We start from the raw sequence: 26,860 nt of genomic DNA on the forward strand, positions 1-26,860 counted from the left end.
ATTAGTTTGTGGGCCAAGGTCGTAGACCAGCCGACTACCTGTGGGGCCGTCATCCTTGACCAGCCACCTCATTCCGGTGGCAACACGACCTGGAGCAGATGGGACGTGACCTGCCCTACCATCATTGGCACCGGAAGCGGCGCGGCAGGAAGCCCGAGCCAGCCACCACTGTTCTACTTCCCGACAAGAAAGATAGTTCGGCGATGTCCAGCGTATCATCTATGGGGTGACTCTCGTCTTAGCGCTTGCCTCAGAGCATCAGCTGCACATGACCTGCGATTTTAAATTAACCGACGCAAGGACCGGTAAGCCATTAACTTACAACGCTCACAAATTAATATCCGTTCGAAGTTCCACACTACAGGCCATCGTTGGATTCACCGGGATTGCAACGTTCGGACGAGAGCCTGTGGGGGTGTGGATTGCCAGGAAAGTAGCAGAGCTTCCCGATAAAGCCGATCTCGACGCACTTATAGCAGCATTGCGCCAAGCATCGAGTCAGCTGGAAAAGTTGCCGAGGAGCATATGGAAGTTTAGGCATTTGACATTTGTTGTGGGAGCGATCCAGGGCTCTCAGGCAGTAGTGGCACTTCTGTCAAACTTCCAAGACTTAAGCGGCCTATTCCTCGACGACAGCTCAGCACCGGAGAGCGACCTCCGGCTGAGTGTAATGCGACCAAGCAAGCCGAGTCTGATCGTCGCAGGCGAGGTAAGATCTATCCGTAAGGATGAACGCAAGTCGATTGAACGGAGCCTGCGCGCCAATATCGATCAAGAAGTTATTAGAGAAAGACTTGCCGCTTTGAACAGGAAGGCCGCCCAGCGCACCAATACAGTAAGCCAGGGCTGCCACTCTGGGAGTATTATCGCAACAGGAAGCGGTGCGTCACAGGCATTTTTAGTTGAACAGACCGGCGACTTTATCCCTCCTGATATACAGGAGATGTTCAATCGAGTTGGCCTCAAGCTCAACAGAGGGAAGCTGCCAGATGGATCGCCCGCACCGATAGTAGTGAGGGGCGCTACTTCCTATAGCTATTCTCCCTCTCCCAGCTATTTTCGCGAACAATTCAAGCTTCGACCAAACGACTCGGAGCTCTGGAACAATTTTGGCGCCTATGAGGATCATCAAGGTCGCACCGAGTCCGCCCGTACGGCATTTCAGAAAGCCTTAGAACTCAAACCAGACAACTTCATCGCGGCGCGGAACCTCGGCTCCCTGGTGTGGAGGGTAGACGGCAACCGCGAAGAAGCCCGGCGCCTGTTCGACATTGCCCTAACCGATCCGGAGGACAGTTGGCGCCGTACCACCTTGGCTTACTTCGCTGAAGCCGTCTTGCACTTTGAGGGCGATGTTCAAGCTGCCCATGAAACGTACAAATCGGCAGTCGAAGGAGAGTTCGTAGCGTGGATCGCGGCTAAGTATGCATGGTTCCTCCTCCAGTACAAGCCGGCGTTGATCGAGGAAGCACGGAATCTAATAGATGAATCACTGAAGCAGGACCCTCATCTCGCTTGGGCCCTCCTAGGGAAGGCCCAGTGCCTATGGCATCTTGATCGAGACCCAGACGCTGCTTTCCGCATGCTATTGGACTACCTACCTAGATTCGAGAAAGACATAACTTTTCTCGCTTCCACACTCCACATGAGCCTCGTGTCGCAACACCTTGCTGCTGCTGAAGAGCTGCTGGCACAGTTGACCCGCTCGAAAGATGCCGCCGAAGACATCAAGATATCGTTTAAAGGTATACTCGATTTATGTCAGGGGAAAAGCCTTGACGTGGCAGCTGCAAGCTTCATTGCATCAGAAGCCGAAACTGATTTAATCAACCTAGCCGCCGTTAGGTGGTCGCAAGGTAGGGACGCGGAAGGGCGCGAAGCTCTCGATAATATCAGAGGAGAACACCTTACTGCTGGCGCTTATGCCGAACTCGTAATTACCAAGGATCTAGTCGAGGGTACATCTTTCGACGCTATTACATCTACCCTGCAAGAGCTCATCTCTTCGAGACGTATTGCCGTATTCGATCCCACTCTGTTTAGAGGTCTCGCAAATCACGCCGATGTTGATCCGGAGATCAAACTAAAACTAAGCACGCTACTTAGAGTGATCAATGAAGCCCAAGTGTAACTATCTATGCCGTTGACCACCTGGGACACGAGAGACGCAAGTCAACCCACCGCCAGAGCAGCGTGCGAGATGGCTATTTCGGACAGAGGTATGATCCGACACTTTGGCCAAATTGGATCTTCTTGATGTAGCAGACGAAGAAGTGCTGCTGCTTCGCCTTCAGTCGGACCTTTCGACTTCTGAGACATTTGCCGTGTCTCGAGTCAACGGTAGGCATGAGTCTGAAGATGTGACCTGAATAAATCACGCAAACAGGGTTTGCAGGAAATAGAGAAATAGTCTTGTTGGTAAACACAGCACAGGGCGACTATGTGGCGGATATTGCGCATTGACAGCCCGAGCTGTAGCCAGTCTAAGATCCATGCTGCCTAAGATCGCCTAACAAGGTGATTGGATTGTGAAGCGGAGAGTACGACCTATGCAGACGGCACCCGCCACTGCGCCCCCTCCCCACTATCATTCAGCACGTGGTGGAGCCTCATCCCGAGACGACGACTCGGGATACGCCAGAGACGGTCTCGCCTCCTCACCACAGGTTTTGCATGATGCCGCTCCACAGCGTTCGAGGACAGGGCATGAGGGACGAATGCCTTGTCGACGGTCGCCCTTCACCCGTGACTGCCGAATCCCGTGGCGACCGTAACGCCCACTGGCAGACACGTACAGGATGCAGTTGCATCTACGGCGCCTGCCCTATCAGGAGTCTCTACGGCCCTTGTGTGCAGGCAGATCTTTCGACCTGCACAATGCGAGAACAGGTTGTGTGGCGCGGTTTCATGGGTTTGCGATTAGGTAACGGAGCGCGTGCGCGCTGCTCGGGATGCCTACACAGAAGGTATGGGCTTGTGGTGGTGGATACGTGGAGCGCTCGGTGCGATGACCTGTGCTGGTGCAGCGGCTGGGATCGCGGCACTCACCGATGGCAAGGGGTGGCTGCCGATAGCTGGTGCCTTCCTAGGCGCAGTTGGAGCCTTGTTGGCGCCATTGCTGCTAGAGCGGTGGCGGACGCAGCGTGCGGCGCACTCGGCTCTCGAGCGCCTCGCGGAACTTGGTCCCAACAGTGCGCCGGCGCTGCTGCTGAACGCGTCAGAGGCAGTGGTGCCGTTCACTGGGCGGGACAGGGAGCTTGCCGAGCTGCTGGCCTGGTGCTCCGATCCAGATGCGGGGCGGTTGCGGCTGCTGGTGGGGCCGGGCGGGGTCGGCAAGTCGCGGCTCGCTGCGGAGCTGGCGCGGCAGCTGGACCGTTCGTGGAGGTTTCTGCCGGTTGCGGATGAGGCTGAGGCCGAGGTGCTGTCCCGACTGCGGGAGGTGAGTGGAGGGCGGCTGCTGCTGGTGGTGGACTACGCCGAGACCAGGACCGGGCTGGCCTCTCTGCTGAACGAGGCAGCGGCCGATGAGGGCCGACAGGTGCGGGTGCTCCTGGTCGCGCGCAGTGCCGGGGAGTGGTGGCGGCAGCTGGGCGGGCAATCGGCGCGGGTGCGACAGATGGTGGCGGCGGCCGGTCAGGGCATCGTGCTGACCGAGCAGGTGGGTGACGGCATTTCGGATATCGAGTTGGTACTGGGGGCGGTCCCGTACTTCGCGCAGCGGCTGGGGGTGGAGATACCGACCGGGGTGAAGGTGGAGCCGGGTGTGGGGCCGCATCGGGTTTTGGATCTGCATGCAGCGGCGCTGGTGGCAGTGCTGCGTTCGATACAGCACGGCAGTGATGGTGCAGGCGCGATCAGCGTGGGGATGGGGGATGTGCTGGAGGAGCTGCTGGGGCATGAGCGGCGGTTCTGGTTGCGGAGCGCTCAGGCGCGGGGGTTCACTGGCGGTGTCGATGGGTTGAGTGCACTGGTGGTGGAGCAGACAGTTGCGGTGGGGACTCTGCTGGGAGCACACAGCCGGGCTGAGGCGGTGAAGCTGGTGGGGCGGGTTCCGGATGGCACGGTGTCGGGGGCGGTGGCCGACTGGTTGCGGGAGTTATATCCCCCCCAAGCGGGTGACGGGCGCGAGTGGTTCGGGCAGTTGCGGCCGGATCGGTTGGCGGAGCTGCACGTGACGCGGCAGTTGAGCGATTCGCCAGCGCTGTTGATGGGCTGTCTTGAGGGGTTGGACGGGTACCGGGAGCGACGCGCCTTAATGATGCTGGCGCGGGCCGCGCAAGAGCTGGATGAAGCCAGGGAGATCTTGCATCGCCTGCTTCCAGAGTTGGCCAATGAGGTGGGTGGCCTCATTGCATCTCGGGAGACTCTGAGGGCGTTACACGATGCACTGCCGTCCCGTTCGCTGATCTTGGGTGGGGCTCGCGTGCTGCTGGCTAAACGGTTGCTGGATAGCGTTCCGGACAAGGAAGATGTCGCGGAGAAGGCGCACTGGCTGGATGCACTTGTTGTACACCTTTCGCATGTAGGCCACTTGTTTGATGCTCTGGCCGCAGCCAGGGAAGCCGTCACTATTTATCGAGAGCTGGCCAGACTCGATCCCGACCGCCACTACGCAGACCTCGCCCACTCCCTAGCAAACCTCGGTGCCTGCCTGTCAGAGCTCAATCATCCAGCCGAAGCTCTGGCTGTAGCCAGGGAAGCCGTCACCATCAGCCGAGAGCTGGCCAGACTCGATCCCGACCGCCACCGCGCAGACCTCGCCGACACTCTACACATGCTCGGCAACTGCTTGTCAGAGCTCAATCATCCAGCTGAAGCTCTGGCCGCAGCCCAGGAAGCAGCCACTATTTATCGAGAGCTGGCCAGAGTCGACGCTGACCGCCATCGCGCAGACCTAGCCCGCTCCCTTGCAAACCTCAGCATCTATCTCTCGGCTATTGGCAATAACGCGAAAGCTCAATCCCCAGCCAAGGAAGCAGCCACTATTTATCGAGAGCTGGCCAGACTCAATCCTGACCGCCATCGCGCAGACCTAGCCCGCTCCCTTGCAAACCTCAGCATCTATCTCTCGGCTATTGGCAATGACACGGAAGCTCTGGCCGCGGCCAGGGAAGCCGTCACCATCAGCCGAGAGCTGGCTAGGCTTCACCCCGATCGTCACCGCGCGCTCCTTGCCGACACCCTAAACATCCTCGGCAACCGCTTGTCAGAGCTCAATTATCCAGCCGAAGCTCTGGCCGCAGCGAGGGAAGCCGTCACCATCAGCCGAGAGTTGGCCAGACCCAACCCCGACCGCCACGGCGCAAACCTCGCCCACTTCCTATACAACCTCGGTTTCCACTTATCGAAGGTGGGTCGTTTAGCTGAAGCCATAACTGCTGAACAGAGAGCTGTCACCATCCGCCGAAAGCTGGCTAGGCTCGATCCCGACCGCCACCGCGCAGACCTCGCCCACACCCTAAACAACCTCGGCTGCCATCTGTTGCAGGTGGACCGCCTAGTCGAAGCCCTGCCTGCTTCCAAGAAAGCTGTCACCATCTATCGAGAGCTGGTTAGACAAGACCCCGACCGCTACCGATACGACCTTGCTTATTCCCTTTACAATCTCAGCTATATCTGCGTAGAAGACGATTCAGCTGAAGCTGACAAACTGACCGAAGAAGCGAATCATCTTCTAGATGAGGGTTGAAGTGCTTTGGCCGCATGAAATCGATGTGACAGTCATACTCGCGTTCACCTATCGGGCGCGTGGGCGGTGCGGGGCGCGACCGGCCGGAGAGCCGCAGCGCGGCCCGTGACCGCCCGACGCGCGGCGGGCCGCGCAGCGGTCCGCCTTTAAAGACGTAGAGAAAAGTTTCTGTCGATCTCAGAGAGCCCTTGGTCCCGATCACGAAGGTGATGGCTCAGCCCTGGACCAGATGCGTTCGTAGCTCTTCAGGTAGGTGATCGCCGCACCATCAGCCGTGGTGGCGTTGAGGTGCATGACGGGTGCTTTAGAAGCAGGGACCCCGTATACATGCGGGTTAACGAGCAGGTTGCTGTCTGCGCGGTAGATCGAGGCGTAGAGGACGGTTTGGTGTAGGCGAAGCTCGACGCCCTTCACCTCAGCGAGGGAGCGGTACAGGGTGAGTGCGTTGTGCACCCGGGCGGTCATGACATCGGAGCCGATGCCTTCCTCTTCGCCCCGGGCAGCGACGGTGGGGCTGTCAGGGGCGCCCAAGAGAAGCCGGACGTGCACGCCGGCTCGGGCCTGATCGGCGAGAAGGTGGAGAAGCCCGGTGTCTTCGGCGAGGAACAGGCCGCTGTAGACCAGGATGGCGATGTCCTCTTTCGCCGCTGCGAAGAAGCGTCGCCATACGGTACGGGGGACGGCCCATCTGTGAGGGTAGACCGCCTGGATCTCAGGAGGCATAGCCCGCTGGCGTGGAGCAAGTTCGGGCCACAGGGCACGCTCGTCGGTTTTGAGGAGGTCGGCGACGGCTCGGCGGTGGCGGGGGTGCGGTGTGCGGCCGTGAATCCAGCGCTCAACGGTTTTGGGGTCGACGGCGATGTGCGCGGCTACGTCGGTGGCTCGGAGGTGTGCTCTGATCATCGCACTGCGCAGGTTCTCGTTCATGAGCGTCTCCAGGGCCGGGCTGGTTGCCTGCGACGCTAACACAAGACGTCCCTAGACGTCCCACACTCGGGGTGTAGAGGTTCCCTGCGCCCGAGCAGGGTTGACGTACAGCCGGGCATAAGGGAAGGACGCAAATCTTGGGGGCGCCTACACGACTGCCGTGGTCATACGGCGAGGAGCTGGCGGTTGCGTCGCGGAGTGAACCGATGGAGCGAAAGCGACGATCTCCTTCGGCAATGACCGTTACCCCCTACGCGTACATGCGCCCTTGGCAAGCAGGCTCTGAACGTGGGTGAGTACATCACCGGCGGACGGGTCTTCCCACAGATCGCCGACCGTCTACGGACGAGGATAGTCGCCGGCGACTATGCGGCGGGTTCGGTGATGCCGTCAGAAGCAGCGCTGTGCAAAGAATTCCATGTTGCTCGCAACACGCTACGGCGGGCATTGGCCGTGCTTGAGGACGAGAGGCTCATCATCACCGTCCCGGCCAAGGGGCGCGTAGTGGTCGAGAGGGATCGGCTGCCCCATGAGCCCTATCGATACCGGCTCATCTTGGGAGAGCTGCGCAAGATGATCGAAGACGGCATCTCCCCGCCTGGAAGCAGGCTACCGAGTGAATCAGCACTTCAGCGCCGTTATGAGACCTCTCGAAACACTGTGCGTCGGGCGTATGCCGAACTTGAGCAGGCGGGACTGATCACCACGAGACATGGCAAAGGGCGCTATGTCCGCTGACCACGGTGATCCAGACGTCTCAAGACGTCTTCGTCACGCCCTGGAGCGCGCAAGGCGCAAACAGCGATCGTGGACGGTATGGGACACATCGATTGGGCTTATGACCTGGCCAGAAATCTCCTGAAGGAGTCGCTGCCGCGTCGCTGGGCGCACACCAAGGGGGTCGCGCGGCGGGCCGAATCGCTGACGGCCATTCTCGGTGACCAGGCCGATACCTTGATTGCCGCCGCATACCTGCACGACATCGGGTACGCCCCAGACCTCGTCGACACAGGCATGCATCAGCTCGACGGCGCGCGATACCTACGCGACGTCGCCCACGCCGATGACACGATATGTCGGCTGGTGGCACACCACTCCTGCTCGGTCAACGAAGCGACCCAACGGGACCTGTACGACCTCCTCACCGGGGAGTTCGACGAGGAAAGTCCCGAGCTGGCCCAAGCGCTGACCTATTGCGACATGACCACGGGCCCCGACGGCCGCCACCTTGACGTGACCGACCGCCTCGGCGAGATCCATGCCCGGTACGGGCCCGATCACCTGGTCAGCCGCTCGATCACCGCGGCCACCCCGTGCATCCTGGCCTCGGTCCGTGCGGTCGAAGCGGCGCTATCCGATGTACGGCAGAGCCGTACCGCCTAGGAAGTGCTCGATGCGCATCCGCATCGACCGGTCCATCGGCAGTGACGCGACCTGGCCGCGGGGCACCCACCGCACCTCGCGTGACTCCGTGCTCGAACGGGGCTCTCCCTCCAGGTAGCGGCCGGTCAGCATGATGGAGAACTCCTGCCGCGCCTCGCCGTCGGAGGTGTAGAGGATCACGTGGCGGGGGTCGGTGTAGATGCCGACCAGCCCGGTGACCTCACACGTGATCCCGGTCTCCTCCAGCGTCTCGCGCACCGCAGCCTCCGGCAGCGATTCGCCGAGATCGATCGCGCCGCCGGGGACTGCCCAGTTGTCGTTGTCGCTGCGGTGGATCATCAAGAGCTCACCGCCGGCGTTGGTGACCACCACGTTCACCGATGGGACGAGGCTGTTGGCTGCGGGGGCGTCCGGGTCGTCGTAGAAGTCGATGCGCTGGGCCATGGCTCATGACCCTACTGGCGTTGCTCCCGCCCACACCTTCTCGAAGCTGTCCAGGTAGGTGCTCACCATGGTGCCCCCGGCGACCCGCCGGAGATGCAGCACCGGTGCGTTGCCGGCGCGGGTTCCGTACACATGCGTGTTGACCAGCAGTTGATCGTCGGCTCGGTAGATCGAGTTGTACAGCACTGTCCGATGCAACCGGATCTCGACGTTCTCCAGCCCCAGCAGGGGGCGGTAGAAGACCAGAGCGCTCCTGATCTGCGCGGCCATGCTGTCCCCGACGCCCTCGTCCGCGCCTCGCCGCTCCACCTCAGCGCAATCCGGATGTCCGAGGAGAATCCGCACCCGCACCCCCGCTGCGGCCTTCTCCTCAAGCAGGCGGACCAGACCCGCGTCGTCGGCGAGGAACAAACCGCTGTAGACCAGGACACCGATGTCCTGCGACGCGTCGGCGAAGAGCCGCTCCCACACCTCTCGTACGACGATCCAGCGGTGAGGGTAGATGGTGACGATCTCGCTCTCCGAGGCCGACACGACCTGCTCACGGCTGAGAGCCCTCGGCCACAGGTACGACTCGTCCACGCCGAGTAGTGAGGCAACGGCGAACCGGTGTTTGCGGTACGGCTCGCGGTCTTTGGTGATCCACCGTTCGACGGTCTTGGGGTCCACACCGATCGCCTCCGCCAGGGCGGCGACGCTCATGCCCCTGGCCAACAGTGCCGCGCGCAGCCTCTCGTTCGCCATCTCACCTGCTCGTGGCCTAGGACGTCGGGGAACCCAGCCATCCTAGGGTGGACGTCTTGAACATGTCCCGTCCTGTAGTGATCTCGTCCTGCCCTCTCGGCGCACTCTCGATATCGCACGGCACGCCCACAGCGACTCGAAAGCCCGAAAGGACAGGTGATGCAACCATGACCAACAAATCCCCTCTCTGCGGGTGCGGTGCCCAACCCACCCGAGGGCAGACCCGCTGCCGTAGATGCCTGGCCCGCGACCGGTGGACTAAGAAGGCGAGGGCGAGGAGGATGCGCAACCGGCGCGGCGAGACCCGCCGGCCCCCGCGTGACGCCCGGGGCACCGATCAGACCGGGGCTGACCGGTGATGACAGTGCTTCCGCTGATCATCGCCGCTCTGCTCGGCTTCGCGCTGCTTGTCGGCTATGTAGCCGTCCTCATCGGCATCCGCCGTGAGGACAAGGCGATGAGCCTCAGTCACGCCCCCACGAATGTGGCGGCTTCCCTGGCACGGCGGGTGACAGGCTGCCACGTCAGAAACGACGCGCCTACTTCTGCTGCTGCGACAGCGCCGCTTCGACCCTCGCGAGTCGTTCCGACAGTTCCCGTACGGCGGCGCGAAGCTCACTGACCTCGTCTCCCGCAGGGATATCGCTCTCTCGGACGAAGACGCCCTTGCCCTGCTGGCCGATGACGAGCCCCTCGTTCCGCAAGATGCCCACCGCCATCTTCACCACGCTCAACGAGGCGTCGTAGCGCTCGGCGAGCTGTGCCGTAGACGGGAGGGCGATCCCGGGCGCGAGTGACCCGCTGCGGATCTGCTCACGCAGGTCATCAGCGATCTGGAGATAGCCGGGCCGCCCGGTGTTCTTCACCATCGCTGCTTATCTCACCACGGAAACACAACCAAGCCAACCCGGAGAACATTGACAACTGAGCCAACCAGGTTAACTATGTTGACCAGGACGACGAGGAGGACCACACATGCGTAACGTTCCGATCCCCGTAGACACCGCTCGACTGCACTTCACCTGCGTCCGGGCCCCTCGGCCGCGACTGCTCAACAAGGAGACCGGAGAGATCAAGACCGACAAGGCGAGCGGCCAGACCCTATATGAGGTCACCCTCTCCGTCGAAGACCAGTCCGACCGGATCGAACTCGTCAAGATCGGCACCGTCGGCGAGCCGCTCATCTCGCCCGGCGATGAGGTGAAGCCCGTCGGTCTGGTGGGCTACGTCTGGGAGATCTCCGGACGCTGGGGCATCTCCTACCGAGCAGCCTCGCTTGTTTCCACCTCCGCCGACGCGCGGGGAGACGAGTTTGCCTGAGGCCCTGCCTGTCGCGCTGATGGTCCTGGTGGCCGGCACAGCCGGACTGCTGGGCTGGCGGCACTGGCACTACCGGTCCTTCTGGCCGATAGTCGGCTTCCCCCTCGTGGCGATCCACATTCGCGCCACCTGGCGCCGAGTGGCCCTCGGCTGCGGGCTCACCAAGAAGCGACAACGCTGGTGGTTCACCACCGTCCCCAGCCTGATCGCCTCCACCGGCATCGTTCGAGTACGGCGGCGCTTCCAACGCGTCGCCGTAGACACCAAGCCGTCCATGGGCATCCCGATGCCGACCCGGTTCGGCTGGCGCGTCACCCTGCACACCCTTGAGGGACAGATCCCCGAAGACTACGCGCAAGCGGCCGAACGCCTTGCCCACTCCTGGGGCATCCACGCTGTACGCGCCACCTCGCCTCGCCCCGGGCGGGTCGTTCTGACCGCGACCGTGCGCGACCCGCTGGTCGAAGTCAATGACTCGCCGCTCTCCGTTGAGCTGCTCAAGGTCGCCGTGGGTCGGTTGGAGACCGGTCGGCCATGGGAGATCGACTTCCGCACCGTCCCACACTGGTTGAACGCGGGCGCCACCCAATCCGGCAAATCCAACCTGGCGAATGTCCTGCTCATCGGATTGGCGCCGCAACCGGTCGCCCTGGTTGGCTTCGACCTCAAAGGCGGGGTCGAGTTCACCCCCTACGCACCTCGCCTATCAGCGCTGGCGACATCTCGGGCCGAATCGGTGAGCCTGCTCGATGACCTCGTAGCGCTGATGGCCTCCCGGATGGACCTGTGCAGGACGAGCGGCGTTCGCAACGTCTGGCAACTCGGCTCTGCCGTACGACCTGTCCCGATCGTGGTCTTGATCGATGAGCTGGCAGAGCTGTACCTGATGGCCGACAAGTCCGAGAAGGATCAGATCGCCAAGACCTCTACGGCGATGCTGCGCGTGGCCCAACTCGGGCGGGCGTTCGGGATCTACCTGTTCCTGTCAGGTCAGCGGATCGGCTCCGACCTCGGCGTCAGTGTCACCGCCTTACGCGCCCAGTGTTCCGGGCGAATCTGCCACCGGGTCAACGATCCTGAGACCGCGGCCATGACCCTCGGGGACCTCGATCCCTCCGCGCTGATCTCCGCTCGGGCCATTCCCGCAGAAACACCAGGGGTCGCAGTGGTTGCAGGCCAAGACGGCCGGTGGTCCCGCGCAAGGTCCTTCTTCGTTTCCCAGCAGGCAGCTGAACACGCTGCTCTCACGCACGCCGCTCTCGCCCCTTCCTGGGCGGAGATCACAGCAGGCGCCTAGGAGACACCGAACAGGACCGACCTGAAGTGCTCAACGCCCAACCTATGAAAGGGGGAGACGATGCGACGCTTCGCCGGCCGACTGCTCGACTCGGCACCGATTCTCGTGCTGGCGGTCATCGCGGGTGCCGGATCGTTCACCCACATACGCGACACCGCATACGAGAACGGCCAGGCCGGATGGATGTCCTGGGCCATCGCGGTCTGCATCGACCTCACCTGTGTCATGGCCGCCCGCGAGCGGCACAGGGACAAGAAGATCAATCGCGAACGCCGGGGGTGGATCTCCTGGCCCACCCTTGTACTGGCCGGCGGCGTCATCCTGTCCTTGGCCGCGAACCTCCACCAAGCCTCTCCATCCGTCTGGGGATGGATAACCGCTGCCACACCTGCGGGTGCGTTCCTCATCGCGGTCTCGATGCTGGAACGCCGTGCGCTCGGCCTCGATCCTGCGCTCCGCCGCGAATCCGGGCCGTCGTCGTCCCTCGACGTCCCCGAGCTGTCCTCGGCCACTGCTCACGTCGGCGAGGGCGAACCCGTCGACGCCGCTCCCCCGGCTCCGGCACTCCTCGACTACGCCCAACGCCTGGCCGACGAGCACCACGCCAAGCACGGCAGACCGATCACCAGCGATGCCCTTCGCGCCCGGCTCGGCGTCTCCAGCCAACTCGCCTCCGACTTACACCGCCACATCCACTCAACGGCGCAAGCCATCCGATGAAAGGAACTCGCCCATGACCGACCACCGAAAGGCCCTGACCAACGGACTTCGCGACCTGGCCGACTTCCTCGACAGCAACCCCGGCATCCCCGTCCCCCTGCACGGCGTCCCTATCCACTACTTCCCGCCGACCGCCGACGACGCGGAAATGACCGCTGCAATCGATCAGATCGCCTCTCTGCTCGGCTCACCGGTTTCTCAGGACTACCACTACAAGACGGGCATCCCCTTCGGCCCCGTCGTCTACGAGGCGATCGCCGTATTCGCCGCCAAGCGCGCTCAATACGAGGCGGATTCCACCTACTTCGGTTGCGTCACTCCAGATAACGCCGACGCGGCTGCCCAGAGCCACCCGAAGAGTGATCGCGACGGCGCCACCGGCCGGGACCGCAACAGGATTCGCTCCCGCTAAAACCAGGCGCCCCCGGCCTGGCCGCACATCCGCCAAGACGACCGCCAGGTCGGGGGCCATCCCTCCACCCGAACGAGTGAAAGGAGGTTCCATCATGCCCACAAGCGCCACCAACGCGCACGCAATCCACGGCATGATCGCTCGGCTGAACCACCCGCAATACGACCGATGGGCCGCCCAGGTACGCAAATGCGGCGGTTGCCGCCAACCTGTCCGCCTACGCGGCAAGGTCGAACACTACGACCGTGCCACCGGCCGACTCCTCCACCGCTACAGCACACACCTTGAGCCCGACGGCTTCCTTCGTGTCCCCTGCAAAACCCGCCGCGCCTCCCGCTGCCCCGCCTGCGCCGAGATCTACCGTGCGGACACCTACCACCTCATCCGTGCCGGCCTGACCGGCGGGAAGGGCGTGCCCGAATCGGTCGCCACCCACCCGTGCCTGTTCGTGACACTCACCGCGCCATCCTTCGGCCCCGTTCACACCCACCGCGACGGCAAACCGTGTCGTCCCCGCCGTGATGCGCCCACCTGCCCGCATAGTCGCCTGCTGTCGTGCATGGCGCGGCACAGCGCTGACGATCCCCGTCTCGGCGAACCGGTCTGCTCCGGGTGCTACGACTACCCGGGCTCCGTTCTGTTCAACTCCGTCGCCCCGCTGCTGTGGAAGCGGTTCACCGACGCTCTCCGTGGACGCGTGGCCAAACTCATCGGCTCAACGCTGCGCGACTTGCGCCGACTGGTGACGGTCGCCTTCGCCAAGGTCGCCGAGTTCCAACGGCGGGGTGTCGTCCACCTGCACGCCGTTATCCGCCTCGACGGACCTGACGGCCCCACCTCGACGCCTCGGGCCCGTGTGGAAACCGAGCTGCTCACACAAGCCGTACGGCAGGCCGCGGGCGCCGTCACCGCCACCATCCCGGCCACGACCGGCCAACCTGCTCGCGTCCTGCGCTGGGGTGACCAACTAGACGTCCGGCCCATCACCCTCGCTGGAGAACTCACCCGGCAAGCCGTGGCCGGCTACATCGCGAAGTACGCCACCAAGGCGGCCGAGAGCACCGGCACCCTCGACCGGCGCATTCACCCGCTTGAAGATCTCACCGCGCTAGCCGTCCGTGACCACGTCAGGCGCCTCATCGCCGAATGCTTCCGGCTGTCGGAGGACGAGAGCCTTGCGCATCTCCGGCTGGCCGAATGGGCTCACATGCTCGGCTACCGCGGCCACTTCTCGACCAGGTCCCGCCACTACTCGACCACCCTCGGCGAGATCCGCGTCGAACGCATCGACCACCTCAAGGCCGACGCCGTTGCCGCCAGCCGACTCCCCCACTTCGACGAGGACACCGCGCTCAAGATCGCATCCTGGACCTACGCGGGTAGCGGACTCTCACCGGGCGAGCAACTGCTGACCGCTTCTCTCACCGGTCACTTCGGGGGGCGCGTGTGACGCAACTCCTCCTGACCGTGCCCCAAGCCGCCCAATCCCTCGGTATCTCCCGCAGCAAGTTCTACGAACTGATCACCTCCGGAACGGTCGCCTCCATCAAGATCGACGGCTCGCGACGCGTCCCCGTCTCCTCCCTTCAGGAGTACATCCAAGAACTGCTCACGAAAGGAGCGGCAGCATGACCAAGCCTCGGGCGATGACTCCTGACGAGCCGAACAGAAAGCGGAAAGTCGTTCCCAAGCTTCGTGACGGCGTCATGAAACGCGGAGCCACCTGGTCCTACGTCATCCGCGTCAAGGACCCGGAGACCGGGCTGAGCAGGCCGCGGTGGGTGGGTGGCTTCGCCACAGAGAATGAGGCCAAGGCCGCCCGGGACGAGGCGCGTGTCAGCGCCTATCGTGGTGAATACGTCGACCGGAACACCATCACGGTCGGCCAATACCTTGACGAATGGCTCGAAGCACACGCCGTGGCGATCAAGCCGAAGACCCTCAAGGACTACCAGAACATCGTCACGCGCTACGTCAAGCCGCACATCGGCCTGCTTCGAATGCAGGCCATCCGCCCATCGACGGTCACAAAGCTGTACCGCGACCTGACCAAGCACGGCGGGAAGGAAGGACGGGCACTGTCCTCCCGCACAGTCGACTACGTCCACGCCGTCCTCAGAAAGGCATTCCGTGACGCCGTGGAGGTTGACGAGATCCTCGTGTCCAGCCCCATCGAAAAGGCCAAACGGCCACGTCGCGAAGTCGGCGAGCCAGGAACGGTGTGGACGACCACGCAGCTTAAGGCGTTTCTCAGATCGGCCCGTGAGCACCGGCTGTGGACCTTCTTCCACTTGGCCGCCTACACCGGTGCGCGTCGCGGGGAGCTCCTCCATCTCCGGTGGGCCGATGTCGACCTCGACGGCAAGCAGATCACCATCACCGGCTCCACGGCCTTCATCGACGGCGAAAGGGTAGAGGGAACCACCAAGAGCGGCCGGAAGCGAATCGTCAGCCTAGATGCTGCCTCGGTCAAGGTTCTTCGTCTGCAAAAGAAGATGCAGGCCGCTGACAAACTAAAGGCCGGATCCGCATGGCGCGGCTCGACGGACCACGTGTTCACCACCGGCTGGGGCGAACCGATCCACCCGGACACGGTCAGCTCGCTATTCCCGATCCTGATCAAGCGGCACAACACCACGCATCCCGATGACGAGCTGCCTCGCGCCCGGCTTCACGACCTCCGGCACATTCACGCGACAACGCTCCTGCTCGCCGGCGTTCCCGTGCATGTGGTCGCGGCCCGTCTCGGCCACGCCGATCCTGCGATCACACTCCGTGTCTACGCCCACGTGGTCCGGGCGGCCGAAGCGTCGGCGGCCGACGTCTTCGCAAAGGCGATCGGCGACTGAACGATCACCCTGTTAGCAAGGCTGTTAGCAAGATCTCGACTCTGCCGTGAAACACTAAGGCCCGTGACCGGCGTTTCGCCTGTTCACGGGCCTTCTTATGTGGCGCGGCCGAGAGGACTCGAACCCCTAACCTTCTGATCCGTAGTCAGATGCTCTATCCATTGAGCTACGGCCGCTTGCCTGTCCCGGTTGGCCTTGTGGTCTCTCGGGCTGAAAGAACTCTACCAGACCTCACATGGGTGCTAGAGCCAATAATTGCCCGGCCCAGACCACTCAGCTGTGTCCTCTGAGGTGAGGGTGGCGACGGCGGGTGGGGTGTGTACATCGTTTGGTGGATGGGGATCCCCGTCTAGGGCTGGAGGAGGAATGGCTGGTCAGGTGGTGAGATGGGGGGTATGAAACGTGACTCGCTGATGGCCGTGGGGGTCTTCTGTGTGGGTCTGTTGATGATCTTTGGTGGGGCGCATGCGTCGCGGGGGTACCCGGACTACATGTTGGTCGGGCCGCTGTTGCTGGTCTCGGTTGGGGTGGTGATACGGCGGCGGGCACCGGTTGGGGCGTTGGTGGTTGGGTTGGTGGGGATCGCGGGGGATTTGGTGTTGGGGCCGTCCACGGGGACGGTGCTGATCTTTACCGACAATCTCTACTCCGCGGCTCTGTACGGTCCCCGCCGGCTGGCCCGGTGGATGTTGTGGATTGCGGCGCCGGTCGTGGTGGTGTCGGGCGTGGTCGCGCTGGTGTTGAACCAGGGGTGGATCTCGATTTTGTTGTGGACTGTGCAGGCGGGGCTGGTGATTTTGACGCCTATCACGACGGCGGTGATTGTGCGGCAGCACTGGGATCAGGTGCATCTGGAGCGGGAGCGGGCGGAGCAGATGGCCCGTCTGGCGGAGTTGGACAGGCGTGCGGCGGTGGTGGCGGAGCGTAGCCGGATGGCTCGCGAGCTGCACGACATGATTGCCAACCACTTCAGTGCGATCGCCATTCAGTCGACGGCTGTGCTGTCTCGGAACGATTTGGAGACGCCGGTGGTGCGGCGGGTGCTGGAGTCGATCAGGGAGAACAGCGTCGAGGGCATGAGTGAGATGCGCACCATGATCGGGCTGCTGCGTCAGGACAACGACGAGGTGGAGGCGGTCAGGCACCGGCTGGCCGATGCAAACCAGCTGGTCGAGAGGTCGCGGCAGGCGGGAGTGCGTGTGGAGTTGCGGATTTCGGGGGTGCCCAGGGATCTGCCGGCGGCGATGGATCTGGCGGGTTATCGCATTGTGCAGGAGGCGTTGACCAACGTGCTGAAGCATGGGGAGGCCAAGGGGCTGGTGTCGATCGATTATGAGGACGATCGGATTGTCGTGGTGATCGAGAATCCGGTGGCGGAGCGTACGGCTGTGCTTCCGGGGGCCCAGTCGGGGCTGATCGGGATGAAGGAGCGGGCCTCGCTGGTCGGCGGGACGCTTGAGGCAGGGCCTTTTGACGGCGGGTGGCGGGTCCGGGCTGAGTTTTCCCAGTCGGCCGCCCCGAAGATCCCCGCGCGGAAGATGGATTCATGATTCGAGTGCTGGTCGCGGATGATCACGCCGCGGTGCGGGCCGGGATCGTGTTGATCCTTGACGGGACCGACGATATTGAAGTCGTGGGTGAGGCGGCGGACGGTGAGCAGGCCGTGGCGATGGCCATGGAGCTGGGGCCCGATGTGGTGTTGATGGATGTCCGCATGCCGCGCATGGACGGGATCGCCGCGACCAGGGCGCTTGGCGGGGTCACCGATGTGCTCATTCTGACGACGTTCGATATCGACCAATACGTTTTCGGGGCGCTGCGGGCGGGCGCGGCCGGCTTTCTGTTGAAGAACACCGACGCCGATGCGCTGGTGGAGGCGGTGCGTTTGGTGGCTCGGGGGGAGGGGCTGATTTCGCCGTCGGTGACTCGGAAGTTGATCGCTTCGTTCGCCTCGTCGCCGGCGGAGCCGCGCGAGCGGTATGACCTTTCGCGTCTCACTCCCCGGGAGCGGGAGGTGTTGATGTGCATTGGGCGGGGGCTTTCCAACGCTGAGATCGCCGAGGAGCTCTTTATGGCCGAGGCGACCACTAAGACGCATGTCAGCCGGCTGCTGCACAAGCTTGGGCTGCGCAGCCGGGTGCAGGCGGCGATCATCGCGCAGGAGATGCAAGAGACGTAGGGAATGCGGGAGGCGCAGGGAATGCCGGAGACGAGGGCGGATCTGCGTAGAGGATCGGCCGGGGAGCGGTAGGGAGGTTCTCAGGTCTCCTGCGCGGTGAGCACCACTCCGGACGTGCCGTCCACCGTTATGAGCTGGCCGGTGGTGATGTGCTCGGTCGCGCCGGTGGCGCCCACCACGGCGGGAATGCCGTACTCGCGGGCTACGACCGCACCGTGTGAGTTGGCCCCGCCCATTTCCATCACCAAGCCGCCTGCGGTGAGGAACAACGGAGTCCACCCCGGATCGGTCGAAGGGCACACAAGGATCTCGCCGGGCTCCAGATAGGCCCCGGTCGGGTCGAGGATGACTCTCGCGACACCGGTGACGGTGCCTGCTGAAGCCGATGTGCCCGTCAATGCTCCGGCAACGGCGACCATGTGTGCGTCTGCGACGGCTTCGGGTTCGGTGCCATCTGAGAGCAAGATGCGTGGGGTGTGGCGGCGGCCAAGCTCCCGTTCGTACGACTCGCGGCGGGTTGTCACGAGGGACCGTAGGTCGGGAGCAGTGTCAGGTTCGGCCACGGCTGCGCGGATGTCGGGCAGGGTGAGGAAGAAGACGTCGTCCGCTTTGCTGATGAGGCCGCGTTTGGCGAAATCCACGCCAATCAGGCGGATCTGTTCCCTCGCGACCCCCAAGACGGTCACCATGAGGAACTTCGGCAACTCTCGCAAACCCACCAGTGCCCGTGCCCGGCCCAGGGCGAAGCGCACCAACCCTCCTCGTAGGCCCCCGGCGCGGCGGCTGAGGTCTTTGATCGTGCGCCGCGCTTCGGTCGCACCTCGGGCGAACTGCACATCGGGGGCCGCATCCGGATCGGTCAACCGCAGGTAGTTCGCGAGGACACCGATGATGTGGTCGGGTTCCTCCGACCAGCGCGGCAAACCCAGATCGATCTCCGCTACCGCACGATGTCCGTACTTCCGCAGGAAGCTGGCAAGTCCGTCAGCCACGGCAGGTGGCAACGAACCCTCCCGATATCTCTCGGCAAGCGTGGAGACCGAGGTTTCGAGCATGAGCTTCATCGCTTGAGGGTGTTTCCGGATGTCTTCGGCGAGCTGCCATAGCGCCAGATCCATCTCGGTGGTGACATTGTGCGGCACTCCGCGGAGGACCGTCTGTATCTCTCCGGGTTTGGCGATGTTCTTCAGGAGCCAGTTCGCCAGGCCAAGCATCGCGAAGCCTACGATGGCGCTGGGCGCGATCTTCGGCACTGTCAGCACTCCCGCGCCCAGGGCGTGTTCAGCGTGCTTCAATCGCTGCGCCGGGGTGGCCTCGTCAGGAGGCGCCAGCCGTACCCTCAGGGCCGCTTCGACGCGGGCGGCGTTGCGGTGTGCTGTGGCGGGATTGAGGAGGGCTTGTACGGCGAGAGCCGGCAAGCCGATGGTCAGGGCGATGCGCGTGATCCTGCGGAGAAACGGCAGTGGTGACCGTAGGGTGAGGCTGAGCCTGGGATCTGGGAATAGTCCGCGCAGGATGCGAGCTGTCCTCGCCTCCATCACGTCGAGGAGTCTGGGGAGAATCTCTCGGCCGACGTGGCTGCGCATGATGCCTGTGATGTCGACAAACAGCCGATCCCCTGCCTCGGTGAAGATCGGGGCGCCTTTCATGGGGTCGGGCACGGGGATGCCGATCAGCCTGGCCGGAGTGCTCGATATCAGGCGAAAGGCCGAGATGCCCATGGGAGTGAGAGGGCGTTGCAGGCCCTGCGCGACGCTGGCGCAGAAGTAGACACGAAGGTCGTTGTCCGGGGCATTCGGGGGAAGGGGGAAGAGTGTGGTGATGGGCCTGGTCTGGGTGAGCCAGAGGGTGCCGTCGGCGTCGATCGCCCATTCGATGTCTTGGGGGGCGCCGTAGCGCTTCTCGACGTTGGCGCCCAGGCGGGCGAGTGCGGCGAGTTGCGCATCGGTTATGCAAGGTTTGGCTTCGGCGGATCCCGGTGAACCAGCCGATGTCCGCTCAGTGCCGCCGCCGGCTAGGGAGCGGATCGTCACGAGTTTGTCGCCGAGGCTCCGCTCTTTGACCCGGCCCGAGGGCTTGTCAACCACGAAGTGGTCAGGGTTCACCTCGCCGGATACCACGGCTTCGCCCAGGCCGGAGGCGGCGTCGATGACGGCTTGGGTTCGGGTGCCTGTGACCGGGTTCGCGGTGAACATGACGCCGGCGATCTCAGCGTGGACCATGTCCTGGATGACGACGGCGAGCCTCACCGCCGAGTGGTCGATGCCGTTCGCGGTGCGGTAGGTCACCGCGCGATCGGTCCAGAGTGACGCCCAGCATCGCCGCACGGCCTCAAGAACGGCGTCCGGGCCGACCACATTGAGGAAAGTGTCCTGCTGACCGGCGAAGCTGGCGTGGGGAAGGTCCTCCGCTGTCGCCGATGAGCGGACAGCGACGGGGCCGTGAACGTTTGCGCGGACGGCGGTGGCGATGTCCTCTGGGACGGGGACCGCCTCCACCAGGCCCCGCGCCTTCTGGGCGAGTTGGTTGAGCGTGGGAAGGTCGGTTGCGGAAACGCGCGCCAGTGCCTCGATCACCTCGTCCAGGCCTGCGAGCTCGGCGATGCGGCGGTATGCCTCGGTTGTGATGCAGAGTCCGGGTGGGACGGGGAAGCCGGCTCGGGTGAGTATGCCGAGATTCGCGGCTTTGCCGCCGACGAGAGCCAACATCCCAGCCCCCGCGTCGGGGATGTCGTGGAACTTCAGGACAAGCGCATCAGACATGACCGCGTCCTTCCAGATACATGCCGCGGACAGCGAACTCAACAACTGATGAAATCATCGAATCGGCCGCTCGGCAAGCACATTGGGCCAGCACATTCAGCAGTTCACCGGGCGAAGCCTTTCGGGAGCTCACCGAGTCGTCGGGGCCGGCGGAAGTCACGCCCGGGCCAGGGCCGCCGCCAGATGCGCTCCAGGAAGAGACAGCGGGCTGGAGAACCAAAACGCCCGCCCGGTTCTTTCGAACCGGGCGGGCGCCCATTTGGTAGCGGGGACAGGATTTGAACCTGCGACCTGCGGATTATGAGCCCGCCGAGCTACCGAACTGCTCCACCCCGCGTCGTTGTGTCTCAACCATACCCGATTCCGCGGGGCTGCGACGCCGAATCGAATGCCTCGGCGGCTTGCCATGCGTCAAACCGCTTCCTTGGCTGTGCCGTACACCCCTCCTGAACTGCGGTTATGCGATGCTCCACGGTGCGGAGAGGATCTTTGAAGAAAGTACGGCAAAGCCGGGCATCGGGCGATGAATCCCGGTGGCGTGATCGACATGCTCCTGCTTCAGCTTGAACGGGAAGCCGCGCACCGGTTGGCGCGGTCGGGAACCTGCGAGGTCAGGCCAGAGTTTCCCCCGGATCGGGGCGGAGTGTGGCTTTGGGTGAGTCCCCGCACTCCCACACCGGCGAAGACGTCCCTGTGGAGTGCCGCACGCCATGCGTTCGACCCGCTCAAGAGGCTTAAGCGAGCTTTCGCGAGAGCGCCGATCTCCCGCTTCTCAGCCGCCGGCCTTGCTGAAGTGCTGGTAGTCCCTGATGGGCGTCCAGTAGCCGCCCCATTCCCAGCCCTCGGCCTTGAACGCCTTGACCACGCGGTCGCCCGGGTTGATCACGCCAGGCTTGTCCAAAGGCCGTTTCGCAAACTTGCGGGCGTTTGTGTGGGCCACAGAACCGTCCGAGGACACGTAGGGATTCTCGCGGGGGTTGATGTCGATGGCTCTGCCGTACGCGTGCTGGGACCACTTGCTGGAACCTGTCGCCGGGCGGCAGTTGAAGGCGGAGGTGTTGTCGACTTCGATCGAGTCGAAGTCGCTGCCCTTGTAGACGTCAACGAGTTGCATGCGGGCGATGGGGAACCGCCAGTCGTAGAGCTTTTTGAACACGGTGGTGATGTCGCCGGTGACCGCCTTGTTCACGACGAGTTCGCCGGTGTGGGGCTTGTCGTCGAATCCCCAGTAGGTCAGCGTGACCTTTCTGAGGTCGCCCAGGGAAACCGGGCATCCAGGTCGCCACGAGTATTTGACCTCGTTCCTCGTCACCTCTGTGACTTTGGCGGCGAAGGCAGCGGTGGGCGTGGGGCTCGGGGAGGTCGCGGTGGGGATGGGATCGGCAGGGGCCGGCGTGCCGGACAGCGTGGGCGAGGACGCCTGCGTGCCGCCGCACGCCGCGGCGGTCGCGGCCAGGCACACGAGGACGAGCGCGCCCGTGACCCGCGGCAGCCTCGCGGTCTTCGTTGACAAGCGTGAGTATCGCATGCGGCAGTTTATGCGATGCGTAACTGTGACATCTCGCAGGGTGATCAAGTCGGCGTGAATCTCCTGTGGGCACGGGTGTTTCCGCGCGTCGCGTGATTTCGGCTCGGGATCCGGATTGGTGGCGGCACGGCTGTGCCGTACGGCTGGCTTTCGGGTGGGCGCCGTCTCGGGCTTTCACGGTGTGACGCGGTGGAGCAGGGCGTCGCGGATCCAGTGGTGTGCCACGGTGGGTTCGAGGGGAATGGGCTCCCCGTTGATGATCGCGATCAGCTGCCAGTGGCGTTCGGATCGGGGGTCGTGATCGGCGTAACCCTTTGCCAGTGTGCGCCGGAAATCCTCGCCGTCCTTCTCCAGATGCATCTCGGCCATGAGTGCCATGGCGTGGTCGAGAACCGGCTCGGCCTCCGGTGAAGTGGGGAGGACACCGCTCACCTTGGCCTCGATCACCGCCTCGACGATCATATTGTTGATACGCCAGATGGCCTCCGCCTGGTATGGGGCGGCGCCGGACGCGTCGACGCGATCCCAATAGCCGCTGTGGTCTTGGCGCAGCGAGTCGCGGTAATCGTCGTCGGCCAGCAGTGTGGCGAGTTCGAGCCACGCGTCGAGTTGGGCCGAGGTGGGGTCTTCCGGGAGTTGCGGCAGCATGGCCTCCCGCATTCCGGCGAGCCAGGTCGCCAATGCCTCGCTGCCGCTGCCCACGTCACTGAGAAATCCGTCGAGGAGCACTTCCATTTCAGCCGCGCCGACTTTGCCCAGGGTGTTGAGCCGGTTGAGGTCTTCTTCTGTGGGGTCGCCTCGTTCGAGTGCGGCGCGCAGCACTGTCCGTGTGCGCTGAAGCGACCGCACCTGGGCTTCCACGGCCCTGAGCTGGAGTGACAGCACCTCGACGAGTTCGTTTCCCTTGACGCCGCCTTTGAGGGCCAGGGAGCGGATGGTGGCGAGGTCGAGGCCGATCTCGCGGAGGGTACGGATCAGTCCGAGTCTGGCCCGGTCGGCTTCGCCGTACAGGCGGTAGCCCGCTGGGGTGCGTTCACGTTCGGGAAGCACACCGGTGTCGGAGTAGAACCTGATGGTCTTCACGGGTGTGCCGGACAACTTGGAGAGTTGTCCAATTGTGTAACCTTCGCGCGATCTAGCCATGGTCCATTAATTCCGTTTGAGTCTCCAGTAACTGGACACTTTAGCGTGGCGGGCATGGCAAAGAAGAAGATCAGCAGAGTAATCAAGATCCAAGTCAAAGCAGGCGAGGCCAGTCCGGCGACGGTCGGCAAGGACCTGGGACCGGCCGGCATCAATCTGATGGATTTCTGCCGGCAGTACAACGCGGCCACTCAGGAGCAGCGTGGCTTCGTGGTGCCGGCCGTGATCACGGTGTTCGAGGATCGTTCCTTCGAACTCGCGACCAAGATGCCGACGACCGCGTCCCTCTTGCGGCGTGTCGCGGGGATCGGCGGTGGAAGCACCCGTCCGGGGCACCAGACGGCTGCCACGATCACCCGTGAGCAGTTGCGCGAGGTGGCCAAGACCAAGCTTCCCGACCTCAACACCACCGACCTCGACGAGGCGGAGAAGATCATCGCTGGGACGGCACGCTCAATGGGCCTCAGCGTCAAAGGATGACCGTCACCCCAGGGGGCGACATAGCACTGCAAGTTAGCCAACCCCCTGGGCTGACGGCAAGACCTTGTTCGATCCTTTATTCGAAAGACATCGCGCACCTGTTCGATCTGGGGGTACAGTCGTGCCTCATCGGATCGAACATGGGTTCGGACACACGTCCGCCCAGGTGGAAGCAGGTGGGTCATGGCGATGCTCGGAGCACAGACGGCGGTGCGCCACGCCGCGTGTCCGCAGACACCAGGCGTTCCCTCGGCTCTCGCGCCCGGACACCGCATGCCCCTGCCTCTGCCGGGCAGGCGGTCGCCGGAGAGGCGTCGCGCGACACGCCGTAGCACTTTCTACGAAGGTCTAGGACGTCCGCTATACCCCGTCATAAAGTCGGAGAGCGTGGACCCCGTGCGCAATCCTTACGCCCCCGGAGCGGGGCAGCGCCCCCCTGAGCTCGCGGGGCGCGATCGTGAACTGCAGCAATTCGAAGTCGTGCTCGAGCGGGTGGCCCGAGGCCGCCCCGAGCGCAGCATGGTCCTGACCGGCCTCCGCGGTGTGGGCAAGACGGTGCTTCTCAACACGTTCAAGTCCATGGCCATGCAACGGCTATGGGGCACCGGCAAGATCGAGGCCCGGCCCGAGCAGTCCATTCGGCGTCCCGTGTCGGCGGCGCTGCACATGGCGGTGCGCGAGCTCGCGCCGCGCCATCGGGCACCGGAGCGCATTGAGCATTTCCTTGGTGTGCTGAAGGCTTTCGCGATGCGAGATCCCTCGGCGGCGAAAGGCACGTCGCACTGGTCGCCGGGCATCGACGTGCCGGCCACCCGCGGGCGGGCCGACTCCGGCGATCTGGAGATCGACCTCACCGAGTTGTTCGTCGACGCCGCGAGCGTCGCCACCGATCTCGGTGTCGGCATCGCGCTCTTCATCGACGAGATGCAGGACGTCCAGCCGTCCGACGTCTCGGCGCTCTGCGTCGCCTGTCATGAGTTGTCGCAGAGCGGTGGGCCGCTCATCGTGGTGGGTGCGGGGCTCCCTCATCTGCCGAGTGTGCTCAGTGCCAGCAAGAGCTATTCCGAGCGCTTGTTTAGATATGCCCGCATTGACCGGCTCGACCGGGAGGCCGCCGATCACGCTCTGCTGGCACCCGCCGAGCGCGAGGGGGTGACCTTCACGCAGGAGGCGCTCGACGCGCTCTATGAGGCCGCCGATGGTTATCCCTACTTCGTGCAGGCCTATGGGAAGGTCGCCTGGGACGTAGCGCCTCGATCACCGATCACAGCAGACGACGTGAAGATGGCCGCTCCCGAGGCCGAGGAGGAGCTGGCCGTCGGTTTCTTCGGCAGCCGATATGAGCGGGCGACCCCCGCCGAGCGTGACTACATGCATGCGATGGCGTCGATCGGCGACGAGCCGGTGGCCACGGCCGAGGTCGCCGAGGCTCTTGGCCGCAAGCCGTCCAGCCTGTCCCCGGCCCGCGACAGCCTGATCAAGAAAGGCCTGATCTATAGCGCGGAGCGCGGCCTGATCGCCTTCACCGTGCCCCATTTCAGTAAGTTCCTCCGTGCGCAGCCGCTCTAGCGGAGGCACTCCCTAGAACACCCGCGACCGGATAACCCTCACGTTGTACGGTGCGGGAGGAGGGCAGACGTCATGGGAGACGAGCAGATCACGACCATCGGCGGGTGTTACGCATGCAAGCGCACCTTCAGCTTCATCCCTGCGAGTGTCACGACCGTCACCGTCGATCCCGAGACCGGTCTTCCTCCGGGAATGACGGTGTTAGGCACCAGCCGTGAGCCGACCCCGGAGGCCCTGGCCAGATCGGTCAAGAAACCCATCTGCCCCGACTGCATCGACAAGGCAAAAGCATTCCTGCACCCGCCCGCTCCTCAGTTCGACACCTGGCCCCGAGGCAACCCGCATCGCGACTGACAGGCGAACACGGTCGGCGGGTCGGCTCGTGTGAACCGCTCATCATCGCGGCCGCCTCAACTCATCATCAGCTCATGGGTTCCAGCGGGACCTACGAGGACTTACCAGATCACAGCGCTATCGCACAGGTGTTCGAGTAGGATGGCTCACCTGGAGAGGCGCCTGTCCGCTCCCTAGTCCTCTATATGGGTCTCTAGTGGAGAAGCTAGAGACCCATATAGAGCTCAATCAAACTGTCACGGGCACCGTGTCGGGCGCGGTGGCGGTCACGATCTCTCCGCCGTCCATGCCCACGACGGCCACCTTGATCGGAGGCTTTCTTCCGCTCAGATAGACCGCGAAGACCACGTCGACCGCCTCCCCCGTAGGAGTGCGCCCCCGATAGGAGAAGAACCTCCAGCACAGCTCCCGCCAACTGTCAGTGGGCTCCTCCGAGCTGAGCATCTCCTTGTGAGTGCGCCAAGCCGTGCTCGACCGCAGCCGCGCGAGCGCGCTCGACGCCGGTAGGGGGCGCCGCTCGCACGGAGCCCGATACCTGAGGCGTGCCACGGTCTCCTCGATCTCCGGAGAGCAGACTGCCAGCAACGCCATCCCGCCCACCGCCGAGAAGACCATGAACCACGAGAGGTTGACGAACAACCACCAGCCCGGCTCGTTCAGCCACAACAGCCCGACCGACATGGCGGTGAGAACCGTCGTTCTCGCCAGTGACCGGCGTTCCACCGGCGTCGCACTCACGTCCCCGAAGCACCCACACCCCACATCCGGCCGCCGGCGCCGCAGTTCCCACAAGACATAGGTCGACATCGCGAAGAACGCGATCGTCGCCCACCGAAAGAAGACGTGAGCGGTCGCGATGAGTCCGGCCGCGAGGACCAGCTCCACCAACGCACAACACACCAACACCGGCGATCGCCACCGGGCCGGCACCAAGGCTGCGGGCCCGAGCTGGCTCATGCCTCCGGGTTCGGCCCGCCTGCGCACAGTCACCACCTTGGCCAGAGCACCCACAGTCAAAAGGAGGGCGACGACCGGCAGTTGCGATACGGCGATCATGTCG

Annotated in this window: 24 protein-coding genes and 2 tRNA genes; 16 read left to right on the plus strand and 10 right to left on the minus strand. The window is 63.8% G+C overall.

The window, feature by feature from the left end; all coding sequences use genetic code 11:
- Positions 1–268 precede the first annotated feature (268 nt).
- Together Ssi02_RS29155 and Ssi02_RS29160 are read left to right on the plus strand one after the other, a co-directional pair.
- A complete protein-coding gene (locus Ssi02_RS29155) occupies positions 269–2,131 on the plus strand; it encodes a tetratricopeptide repeat protein (RefSeq protein ID WP_204030805.1) in 1,863 nt (620 codons plus the stop codon).
- 975 nt (positions 2,132–3,106) lie between these two features.
- Positions 3,107–5,689, plus strand: a complete 2,583-nt coding sequence (locus Ssi02_RS29160) for a tetratricopeptide repeat protein (protein WP_204030806.1) — start codon at positions 3,107–3,109, stop codon at positions 5,687–5,689.
- Positions 5,690–5,887: 198 nt separating this feature from the next.
- On the opposite strand, the gene Ssi02_RS29165 is transcribed toward Ssi02_RS29160, so the two are convergent.
- Positions 5,888–6,616 carry a helix-turn-helix domain-containing protein gene (locus Ssi02_RS29165; protein WP_204030807.1) on the minus strand — a complete coding sequence of 243 codons (729 nt, stop codon included), beginning with the start codon at positions 6,614–6,616 and terminating at the stop codon, positions 5,888–5,890.
- A gap of 288 nt (positions 6,617–6,904) precedes the next feature.
- Between Ssi02_RS29165 and Ssi02_RS29170 the strand changes: the two genes are divergently transcribed.
- Positions 6,905–7,354, plus strand: a complete 450-nt coding sequence (locus Ssi02_RS29170) for a GntR family transcriptional regulator (protein WP_239129968.1) — start codon at positions 6,905–6,907, stop codon at positions 7,352–7,354.
- 78 nt (positions 7,355–7,432) lie between these two features.
- Entirely contained in the window at positions 7,433–7,999 is a 567-nt protein-coding gene (locus Ssi02_RS29175) for an HD domain-containing protein (RefSeq protein ID WP_204030808.1), read from the plus strand.
- Here the strand turns inward: Ssi02_RS29175 and Ssi02_RS29180 are convergent.
- The 3 genes from Ssi02_RS29180 to Ssi02_RS29190 all read right to left on the minus strand — a co-directional run bounded on the left by Ssi02_RS29180 (position 7,967) and on the right by Ssi02_RS29190 (position 10,056).
- Positions 7,967–8,443 carry an NUDIX hydrolase gene (locus Ssi02_RS29180; RefSeq protein ID WP_204030809.1) on the minus strand — a complete coding sequence of 159 codons (477 nt, stop codon included), beginning with the start codon at positions 8,441–8,443 and terminating at the stop codon, positions 7,967–7,969. The genes Ssi02_RS29175 and Ssi02_RS29180 overlap by 33 nt on opposite strands.
- A gap of 3 nt (positions 8,444–8,446) precedes the next feature.
- Positions 8,447–9,187 (minus strand): helix-turn-helix domain-containing protein, encoded by a 741-nt coding sequence (locus Ssi02_RS29185; protein WP_204030810.1) that lies wholly within the window; start codon positions 9,185–9,187, stop codon positions 8,447–8,449.
- Positions 9,188–9,726: 539 nt separating this feature from the next.
- Complete coding sequence (locus Ssi02_RS29190) at positions 9,727–10,056, minus strand: GntR family transcriptional regulator (protein WP_204030811.1); 330 nt, start codon at positions 10,054–10,056, stop codon at positions 9,727–9,729.
- A gap of 106 nt (positions 10,057–10,162) precedes the next feature.
- Here Ssi02_RS29190 and Ssi02_RS29195 point away from each other — a divergent pair, with 106 nt between their 5' ends.
- The 7 genes from Ssi02_RS29195 (at position 10,163) to Ssi02_RS29225 (ending at position 15,785) form a co-directional block, all read left to right on the plus strand.
- Positions 10,163–10,507, plus strand: a complete 345-nt coding sequence (locus tag Ssi02_RS29195) for an SCO3933 family regulatory protein (protein ID WP_204030812.1) — start codon at positions 10,163–10,165, stop codon at positions 10,505–10,507.
- The gene (locus Ssi02_RS29200) at positions 10,500–11,804 is read left to right on the plus strand and encodes an FtsK/SpoIIIE domain-containing protein (RefSeq protein ID WP_307825822.1); all 1,305 of its coding nucleotides are present in this window, start codon (positions 10,500–10,502) and stop codon (positions 11,802–11,804) included. The genes Ssi02_RS29195 and Ssi02_RS29200 overlap by 8 nt, the downstream gene beginning before the upstream one ends.
- Before the next feature lie 60 nt (positions 11,805–11,864).
- Positions 11,865–12,524 carry a DUF2637 domain-containing protein gene (locus Ssi02_RS29205; protein WP_204030813.1) on the plus strand — a complete coding sequence of 220 codons (660 nt, stop codon included), beginning with the start codon at positions 11,865–11,867 and terminating at the stop codon, positions 12,522–12,524.
- Between the two features lie 13 nt (positions 12,525–12,537).
- Entirely contained in the window at positions 12,538–12,936 is a 399-nt protein-coding gene (locus Ssi02_RS29210) for a hypothetical protein (protein WP_204030814.1), read from the plus strand.
- A gap of 94 nt (positions 12,937–13,030) precedes the next feature.
- On the plus strand, positions 13,031–14,386 hold the full coding sequence (locus Ssi02_RS29215) for a replication initiator (protein WP_204030815.1): 1,356 nt from the start codon (positions 13,031–13,033) through the stop codon (positions 14,384–14,386).
- On the plus strand, positions 14,383–14,568 hold the full coding sequence (locus Ssi02_RS29220) for a helix-turn-helix domain-containing protein (protein WP_204030816.1): 186 nt from the start codon (positions 14,383–14,385) through the stop codon (positions 14,566–14,568). The genes Ssi02_RS29215 and Ssi02_RS29220 overlap by 4 nt, the downstream gene beginning before the upstream one ends.
- Positions 14,565–15,785 (plus strand): site-specific integrase, encoded by a 1,221-nt coding sequence (locus Ssi02_RS29225; RefSeq protein WP_239129971.1) that lies wholly within the window; start codon positions 14,565–14,567, stop codon positions 15,783–15,785. The genes Ssi02_RS29220 and Ssi02_RS29225 overlap by 4 nt, the downstream gene beginning before the upstream one ends.
- Positions 15,786–15,885: 100 nt before the next feature.
- Here the strand turns inward: Ssi02_RS29225 and Ssi02_RS29230 are convergent.
- Positions 15,886–15,961: transfer RNA gene (locus Ssi02_RS29230), tRNA-Arg, on the minus strand.
- Between the two features lie 219 nt (positions 15,962–16,180).
- Between Ssi02_RS29230 and Ssi02_RS29235 the strand changes: the two genes are divergently transcribed.
- Together Ssi02_RS29235 and Ssi02_RS29240 are read left to right on the plus strand one after the other, a co-directional pair.
- Positions 16,181–17,335, plus strand: a complete 1,155-nt coding sequence (locus Ssi02_RS29235) for a sensor histidine kinase (protein WP_239129973.1) — start codon at positions 16,181–16,183, stop codon at positions 17,333–17,335.
- Positions 17,332–17,964 (plus strand): response regulator, encoded by a 633-nt coding sequence (locus tag Ssi02_RS29240; RefSeq protein WP_204030818.1) that lies wholly within the window; start codon positions 17,332–17,334, stop codon positions 17,962–17,964. Before Ssi02_RS29235 ends, Ssi02_RS29240 begins: the two co-directional genes overlap by 4 nt.
- An 80-nt stretch (positions 17,965–18,044) precedes the next feature.
- Here the strand turns inward: Ssi02_RS29240 and Ssi02_RS29245 are convergent, their stop codons facing one another.
- The 4 genes from Ssi02_RS29245 to Ssi02_RS29260 all read right to left on the minus strand — a co-directional run bounded on the left by Ssi02_RS29245 (position 18,045) and on the right by Ssi02_RS29260 (position 23,397).
- Complete coding sequence (locus Ssi02_RS29245; protein WP_204030819.1) at positions 18,045–20,726, minus strand: PEP/pyruvate-binding domain-containing protein; 2,682 nt, start codon at positions 20,724–20,726, stop codon at positions 18,045–18,047.
- A gap of 260 nt (positions 20,727–20,986) precedes the next feature.
- A tRNA-Met gene (locus Ssi02_RS29250) sits at positions 20,987–21,063 on the minus strand.
- 435 nt (positions 21,064–21,498) lie between these two features.
- Entirely contained in the window at positions 21,499–22,239 is a 741-nt protein-coding gene (locus Ssi02_RS29255; RefSeq protein WP_239129975.1) for a M15 family metallopeptidase, read from the minus strand.
- A 189-nt stretch (positions 22,240–22,428) separates the two neighbouring features.
- Positions 22,429–23,397, minus strand: coding sequence for a MerR family transcriptional regulator (locus tag Ssi02_RS29260; RefSeq protein WP_204030821.1), 969 nt, complete (start codon positions 23,395–23,397; stop codon positions 22,429–22,431).
- A gap of 54 nt (positions 23,398–23,451) precedes the next feature.
- On the opposite strand from Ssi02_RS29260, the gene rplK reads away from it, so the two are divergent.
- The 3 genes from rplK (at position 23,452) to Ssi02_RS29275 (ending at position 25,800) form a co-directional block, all read left to right on the plus strand.
- Positions 23,452–23,877 carry a 50S ribosomal protein L11 gene (gene rplK, locus Ssi02_RS29265; RefSeq protein WP_204030822.1) on the plus strand — a complete coding sequence of 142 codons (426 nt, stop codon included), beginning with the start codon at positions 23,452–23,454 and terminating at the stop codon, positions 23,875–23,877.
- A gap of 396 nt (positions 23,878–24,273) precedes the next feature.
- Positions 24,274–25,446 (plus strand): DUF8462 domain-containing protein, encoded by a 1,173-nt coding sequence (locus Ssi02_RS29270; protein WP_445009410.1) that lies wholly within the window; start codon positions 24,274–24,276, stop codon positions 25,444–25,446.
- A gap of 72 nt (positions 25,447–25,518) precedes the next feature.
- On the plus strand, positions 25,519–25,800 hold the full coding sequence (locus tag Ssi02_RS29275; RefSeq protein WP_204030824.1) for a hypothetical protein: 282 nt from the start codon (positions 25,519–25,521) through the stop codon (positions 25,798–25,800).
- 228 nt (positions 25,801–26,028) lie between these two features.
- Here Ssi02_RS29275 and Ssi02_RS29280 read toward each other — a convergent pair whose 3' ends face one another.
- Positions 26,029–26,856 carry a MauE/DoxX family redox-associated membrane protein gene (locus tag Ssi02_RS29280; protein WP_204030907.1) on the minus strand — a complete coding sequence of 276 codons (828 nt, stop codon included), beginning with the start codon at positions 26,854–26,856 and terminating at the stop codon, positions 26,029–26,031.
- Between the last annotated feature and the right edge of the window lie 4 nt (positions 26,857–26,860).

The sequence above is a fragment of the Sinosporangium siamense genome, from assembly GCF_016863435.1.
Taxonomy (GTDB): Bacteria; Actinomycetota; Actinomycetes; order Streptosporangiales; family Streptosporangiaceae; genus Sinosporangium; species Sinosporangium siamense.